The organism is Enterococcus raffinosus, from assembly GCF_001886185.1.
Classification (GTDB): domain Bacteria; phylum Bacillota; class Bacilli; order Lactobacillales; family Enterococcaceae; genus Enterococcus_A; species Enterococcus_A raffinosus.
This window is the reverse complement of sequence record NZ_JXLA01000010.1, coordinates 118,227-124,539: the sequence shown is the minus strand read 5'-3', so window position 1 is coordinate 124,539 and position 6,313 is coordinate 118,227. Positions and strand designations below refer to the sequence as shown.

The following is a 6,313-nucleotide window of genomic DNA, read 5'->3' as shown; positions in this document are numbered from 1 at the left end:
ACCCGTTCTCACGGGTGGATGTGTTACTTCACTATTTTTGTTAAAATGAATGCGAGATTTCAAGTAAAAATGAAATGAGGAAGTCCTATGTCACAACCAATTATTTACTTACAGCGCGAATTTCGCGAAGAATTTATTGAAAAGATTCAAACCATTGCTACTGATTATCAGATAAAAACCTCGCTTAACGAGGAAGAACTGCAAGAGGTAGAAATTTCTGTCGGCTGGTCAAAGAAGTATAGCGAAGCATTGCTTCAGTCCCCACAGTTAAAATGGGTCCAATCAATTTCTGCAGGCGTTGATTATCTACCTTTGAATGAATTTTCTGATCGAGGAGTTTTATTATCTAACGGCAGCGGCATTCATGCCCTCTCTATCAGTGAACATACTATTGGTGTTCTACTCAGCTATTATCGTGGCTTAACCCAAGCCGTCAAAGCTCAAGAACAAAGAGACTGGGTCCAAGATACCATTCACTACGACCAGTTAGCTGGAAAAAACTTATTAGTCGTTGGTACGGGACACATCGGTCAGCAATTGTCAAAATCGATTCACAGCCTAGGTGTAAATGTCTATGGAATCAATACCACTGGACATCCGGCTGAAGGATTCATCGAGACCTACTCCATCAAGAATTTGGCAAAGATTGTCCCTGAAATGGACATTGTGGTAGGAATCTTACCTGGAACACATGAGACCTATCATATTTTCAACAGTGATATTTTCGAGAAGATGAAAAAATCTGCTGTATTTATAAATGTTGGACGAGGAGATACCGTTCATACCAAAGAATTGATAGCCGCACTCGAAGAAAAACACTTCGCCTTTGCAGCTCTTGATGTCTTTGAAGAGGAACCTTTACCAAAAGAAAGTCCATTATGGGAATTTGACAATCTATTGGTCACCCCTCATATCTCAGGTATGACTGTCGATTTCCAAAATAAATTTATGAAAATCTTCTTGGCTAATCTAAAGTCTTATGTGGAGAATAAAGAGTTGTCGGTGAATCAGGTAGAGTTGGAGCGAGGGTATTAAAAAAGCAGGTATTAGTCTCAGCTTCTGAGAATAATACCTGCTTTTGCTGTGTTCTGAGTTAGGCTCACTGCTCCAACTTTTTTTCAGTCTCTTTAACAATATAAACCGGCCGTTTTTTTGTCTCCATAAAAATCTTCCCGATGTACTTACCAATAATACCGATACAAAGTAACTGCACACCACCGATGAATAGAATAATCGTCACCAATGAAGGCCAACCAGAAGTTGGATCACCAAAAATTAATGCACGTACAATAATAAAAAGCATTGCAATTCCTGATGCCACACAGGAAAAGGCCCCAACGAAAGATGCAATATTTAAAGGCGCATCTGAGAAATTTACAATCCCATCAATTGAATAATTAAATAGGTCCCAAAATGACCATGATGTCTTCCCAGCTACACGTTCATGATTCTCGAAGGAAATATACTCCGTATTAAAACCAACCCAGCTAAATAAACCTTTGGAAAAACGATTATGCTCAGTCAATTCTAACACTGCATCTACCATTTGACGCGTCATCAAACGATAGTCTCGAGCTCCATCCACCATCTCTGTTTCACTGATTCGATTGATTAAGTGATAGAACGCCTTAGCAAATAGATTTCGAATAGGCGGCTCTCCTTTTCGATCTGCTCGTCTTGTGCCTACACAGTCTATGTCTGTTGTCTCAATCATTTCAACCATTTGCGGTAATAATTCCGGAGGATCTTGTAAATCCACATCCATTACTGTAACTAAATCTCCCTTAGACGCTTGCAGTCCAGCGTATAAAGCAGCCTCTTTCCCAAAGTTTCTCGAAAAAGAAATGTAGCGAACAGTTTTATGCTTTCGGGCTAATTCTCGAAGAACCTCTAGCGTTCCATCCTTCGAACCATCGTTAATAAAAATATATTCAAAATCATGAGCTATTTTTTTTTTCGTTTTTTCCATTTCTGCAAAAAAAAGAGGAATAGCCTCCTCTTCATTAAAGCAAGGAACAATTACTGATATCATTCGAGTCACTCCTAAACTTGATTAAAATCGTACTTAGGTTCATCTAGTTCAGAATCGTAATCCACTACTAAATTGTATCCCTTGAAAAACCATTCATCTGATTCTTCGATGTAGAAAAGTTGATCGGCTACCTTAGTTTCTACAAGTGGACTTTCTGGAATATCCACAGACATCCCAACAGAAAAACCATCATGAACCTGTGTTTTTCCATATACTTTTCCATAGAATTTAATACCTTGGCCTTCTGCTAATTCTAGTTCTCGGTTGAACCATTCTTGCGCTTGAGGCGTTATCGTTAATTTCATGCTGAAACCCACCTATCCATTCATTTTCTCATCTAAATAATCCACATCTTCATCTCGCCCAATTACTACTAAATGATCATTTTTCTGTACGACCTCTTCAGCAGGGGGCGTTACGATTGGATCTTGATTATCCCGTCGAATCGCTACGACATTCAAACCAAATCGTTGACGAAAATCGAGTTCATCCAATGTTTTTCCATAAAACTTGCGATTGGTCACATTGATTTCCGCTAAGGAAAATTCATCTGAAAGTTCAAGATAATCTAAAATATTCTTTGAAACTAGATTGTGTGCAATTCGTTGGCCCATATCTCGTTCAGGATGAACAACCCGGTCCGCACCAATCTTCTCTAACACACGAGCATGATACTCATTTTGAGCTTTTGCCAAAATATTAGGCACACCCATTTCCTTGACCATTAAGGTTACCAAAATACTCGCTTGGATATCCTCACCGATCGCCACGATCACATGATCAAAATTTCGGATACCAAGAGAACGAAGCGTCATCTCATCTTGTGCGTTCGCAACTACCGCATGGGTCGCGATATTCATATACTCATTTACTCGGTCTTCACTGCTATCAATAGCCAAAACTTCTTGACCCGATTCAACCAATGTGCGGCAAATACTTCCGCCAAATCTTCCTAAACCAATAATGACAAAACTTTGTTTCATGCTATCTCCTTAACTATTCGAAAATTTTTATTTGATTGATGCCCGTTAAAACTTACATGTCTTAGTATAACAAAGAGCGGGTCAATAAAACAGAGAATGACTCTCTATTTTATCAACCCGTGCTTAAAGGCATAAATCGCAGCTTGTGTACGATCTTCAACTTCTAATTTTGCTAAAATATTGGAAACATGTGTCTTCACCGTTTTCAACGTAATGAATAATTCATCCGCAATTTCTTGATTACTCATCCCTTGTGCAATCAGTAATAGAATTTCCTGTTCGCGATTTGTCAACTCTTCGTGGAGAACATGACGATTACGATTAGATAGTTGTTCCATCATTTTGGTGGTTACTTCAGGCTCTAAAACACGTTCGCCATTATAGGTCTTACGGATAGCATTGGCGATTTCATGAGCTGTCGACGTTTTAAGTAAATAACCAGATGCTCCAGCTTCGATAGCTGGATAGACCTTTTCATCATCAATAAAACTAGTTACAATCAAAATCTTGGCTTCGGGCCAATCTTTCAATATTTTCTTCGTTGACTCGATGCCGTCCATTACTTCCATCACCAAGTCCATCAAAATCACATCGGGTCGAAGGTCCATCGCCTTTTCATAGCCTTCCTCGCCGTTTTCAGCTTCCCCTACCACTTCGACATCTGATTGAATCGATAGGTAAGAAGAAACGCCTAATCGAACCATTTCATGATCATCAACTAATAATACTCGTATCATCCTTTGCCTCCTAATTCCTATTAATGTATTCTTCTACTCTGCTTGATTTTCTAATAACTTATCCGCTACAGCACTTGTATCAGCGACCACAGGAACCTTGATCTCGATGCTTGTTCCTTGCCCTTTAAAACTAATGATTTTCGTTGAACCACCGACACCAGCGATACGTTCACGTATATTACGGAGGCCGTAGCTACCTGCATGCTCATCTTTTGATTCAAAGCCAACACCATCATCTATTACGCGTAACAAAATGTTCTGCCCGACTATTTTTAAATATACTTCCAGTTCATTCGCTTTTGCATGGCGTAGTGTATTGGAAAGCAATTCTTGTACCACTCGAAATAATTGATCTTCAATGCTGGCAGAAACACAAATATCCTGTACATCCCATTTTAACTGAATTTGAATTTTTGTCTGCAGCTCTTTTAATAATTGCTCGATTCCTTGTCGTAAACTTTTTCCTTCTAAACTAATCGGACGCAAATGCAGCAGCAATGCTCGCATTTCTGATTGAGCCGCATTGATAATATCAGCAACCATTGCTAATTGCTTCTTATAGGGTTCTAACTCTTCAGAATGTTGCGACTGTTCATTTAACGCGGACATCATCATCATAGCCGCAAACAGCTGCTGAGAGACCGAATCATGCAGCTCTCGTGCTAAGCGATGACGTTCCTCTTCTAAAATCTTTTCCTTGGTCGTTCCGTCTACCATTTGTGGCTGACTGCTTAATTGCTGCAACTCTCGTGACATGCTGACCAGCTTCTCTTTGATTCGCTTGATATCATGATCCACTAAAAGCATTTCTTTATTTTGTGAGATAGCCACATCTAATGAAGGCTGATCGTAATTACCGGATGCAAGACTTTGTAATTTCCCTTCAATTTTCCCAAGTTGACGTTTTTCTATAAAGGTGACTAAAAAGTAGACCACCGCACTTACGGTCAAAGCGATCACAATTATGTGTACAAATAAGGGAATATAGAAAATTCGTGCAATAAACAATTGTGCAAACAATTGCTTTTTCCCAATAGCGTACATATACAAAAAGAGAGTCGTGAGAATCAGTAAAAAGGAAATCAGGCCAGAATACAAGGAGACTTGTAAACGGGAGTATTTTCCCATCATACGCGAATCACCTCGACATCCCCCACTAAGGTATTCGTGATGACTTTTAATCTGCGGGGACTTTCATCATAATCTTCACTATACATTTTAATCGTTTCATTGCGCAATACTTGCGTTTCTTCATCAAATTCAACCTTGCCATATAGAGTCGCATGTTCAAAAAGAATACCAATCCCATAAGGCACTAGAATGCGGGTTCGACCAAAGCCTTTACGGACAATCACGATACTGTCCTCTTTTGGCAATAAGGTATTTCCTAAATCGACAATGGTGTCGCCAGCTAGGATCGCCACATTGATGTCGTCCCATTCAAAGACCTGTGTACCAATTCGATCATTGCCAATCCAGCTTTGTTTTTTTCGTTCTCCATTGTAGCTAGTCGGATCCGTCGTCTCAACCATCACAATACTTTTCTTATTCTTCAGAGAATGATTCGGTATTGAAATACCTGCAATTTCAAAGCCCTTCAAACCAAGGAATATGACAGCAAAAATCAACATCAACCAAGTCGCGGGACTATTCACTAGACAGATGATCAGAATCACTGAGCCTAAGATCAATTGGAATTTACTTCGGCGATGTTTGCGCAATGCCCAATATATATTCAATACTCCAAAGAGTAACATGATCAACATCGCAGGATTTGAAGATAGTTGCCATAATAAGAAAATTGCAAGTAAGGCTTCAATTACAATGAAAAAGCGCCATGGACTTTTCATTTTATCTTTCCTCCCAACTTTTATTTATACCTTATTCTACTTTTTTTACACTCGGAATACTATCGGTCTAAGGTCGCAACCTCTTTCACATCCGAACATAAAAGAAAAGAGGCGACAAGCGCCTCTTTCATGCATTTCTAGTTTTGTTTCACATTTGTGATCTTAACTTCCATGTTTCCGCCCGGTGTCGCAATCGTCACAACGTCTCCAACACTTTTACCAATCAGCGCTTGAGCAATTGGTGAGTCATTTGAGATTTTTCCAGTTAACGGATCTGCTTCCGCCTTTCCGACAATCGTGTACTCTTCTTCTTCATCATCGGGCAGTTCTACAAAAGTCACTGTTTTTCCGATTGATATCTCGTCAGAATCTACATTCTCGTTATCGATGATTTGTGCGAAACGGATCATGTTTTCTAAAGTGCTGATACGGCCTTCAACAAAGGCTTGTTCGTCCTTCGCAGATTCGTACTCAGAGTTTTCTGATAGGTCGCCAAAGCTGCGGGCGATCTTAATTCGTTCAATGATTTCTCCACGTTTTACTGTTTTCAATTCTTCTAATTCCTGCTCTAGCTTTTCTTTTCCTTCTAGAGTCATCGGATATGTTTTTTCTACCATTTTTCTTCTCCTTCAATCAACTAAATTACGAAAGGTAATCTTTTATAGATTTAATCCACAAAAGATTACCACGTAATTACTGTATTGTAAATTG

8 protein-coding genes are annotated in these 6,313 nt (G+C 39.3%); 1 reads left to right on the top strand and 7 read right to left on the bottom strand.

The features are described from left to right. The first annotated feature begins 87 nt into the window (after positions 1–87). Positions 88–1,035: a phosphoglycerate dehydrogenase gene (locus RV13_RS07405; protein ID WP_028020452.1), complete on the top strand. Its 948-nt coding sequence runs from the start codon at positions 88–90 to the stop codon at positions 1,033–1,035. Between the two features lie 64 nt (positions 1,036–1,099). Here the strand turns inward: RV13_RS07405 and RV13_RS07400 are convergent, their stop codons facing one another. The 7 genes from RV13_RS07400 to greA form a co-directional block, all read right to left on the bottom strand. Beyond that, entirely contained in the window at positions 1,100–2,032 is a 933-nt protein-coding gene (locus RV13_RS07400; protein ID WP_028020453.1) for a glycosyltransferase family 2 protein, read from the bottom strand. Between the two features lie 11 nt (positions 2,033–2,043). After that, positions 2,044–2,337 (bottom strand): HesB/YadR/YfhF family protein, encoded by a 294-nt coding sequence (locus tag RV13_RS07395; protein WP_028020454.1) that lies wholly within the window; start codon positions 2,335–2,337, stop codon positions 2,044–2,046. A 12-nt stretch (positions 2,338–2,349) separates the two neighbouring features. Further along, positions 2,350–3,015, bottom strand: a complete 666-nt coding sequence (locus RV13_RS07390) for a potassium channel family protein (protein ID WP_028020455.1) — start codon at positions 3,013–3,015, stop codon at positions 2,350–2,352. Positions 3,016–3,119: 104 nt separating this feature from the next. Continuing rightward, complete coding sequence (locus tag RV13_RS07385; RefSeq protein ID WP_010745977.1) at positions 3,120–3,752, bottom strand: response regulator transcription factor; 633 nt, start codon at positions 3,750–3,752, stop codon at positions 3,120–3,122. Positions 3,753–3,785: 33 nt separating this feature from the next. Then, positions 3,786–4,883 carry a sensor histidine kinase gene (locus RV13_RS07380; RefSeq protein WP_028020456.1) on the bottom strand — a complete coding sequence of 366 codons (1,098 nt, stop codon included), beginning with the start codon at positions 4,881–4,883 and terminating at the stop codon, positions 3,786–3,788. Next, on the bottom strand, positions 4,880–5,602 hold the full coding sequence (gene liaF / locus RV13_RS07375; RefSeq protein WP_060789106.1) for a cell wall-active antibiotics response protein LiaF: 723 nt from the start codon (positions 5,600–5,602) through the stop codon (positions 4,880–4,882). Before liaF ends, RV13_RS07380 begins: the two co-directional genes overlap by 4 nt. A 137-nt stretch (positions 5,603–5,739) precedes the next feature. Continuing rightward, positions 5,740–6,219: a transcription elongation factor GreA gene (gene greA, locus RV13_RS07370; protein ID WP_010745974.1), complete on the bottom strand. Its 480-nt coding sequence runs from the start codon at positions 6,217–6,219 to the stop codon at positions 5,740–5,742. Between the last annotated feature and the right edge of the window lie 94 nt (positions 6,220–6,313).

What these genes read in the sequence shown, in the direction of transcription:
- RV13_RS07405 (WP_028020452.1), top strand. Translation starts at nt 88, where the DNA reads ATGTCACAACCAATTATTTACTTACAGCGCGAATTTCGCGAAGAATTT.
- RV13_RS07400 (WP_028020453.1), bottom strand. Translation starts at nt 2,032, where the DNA reads ATGATATCAGTAATTGTTCCTTGCTTTAATGAAGAGGAGGCTATTCCT.
- RV13_RS07395 (WP_028020454.1), bottom strand. Translation starts at nt 2,337, where the DNA reads ATGAAATTAACGATAACGCCTCAAGCGCAAGAATGGTTCAACCGAGAA.
- RV13_RS07390 (WP_028020455.1), bottom strand. Translation starts at nt 3,015, where the DNA reads ATGAAACAAAGTTTTGTCATTATTGGTTTAGGAAGATTTGGCGGAAGT.
- RV13_RS07385 (WP_010745977.1), bottom strand. Translation starts at nt 3,752, where the DNA reads ATGATACGAGTATTATTAGTTGATGATCATGAAATGGTTCGATTAGGC.
- RV13_RS07380 (WP_028020456.1), bottom strand. Translation starts at nt 4,883, where the DNA reads ATGATGGGAAAATACTCCCGTTTACAAGTCTCCTTGTATTCTGGCCTG.
- liaF (WP_060789106.1), bottom strand. Translation starts at nt 5,602, where the DNA reads ATGAAAAGTCCATGGCGCTTTTTCATTGTAATTGAAGCCTTACTTGCA.
- greA (WP_010745974.1), bottom strand. Translation starts at nt 6,219, where the DNA reads ATGGTAGAAAAAACATATCCGATGACTCTAGAAGGAAAAGAAAAGCTA.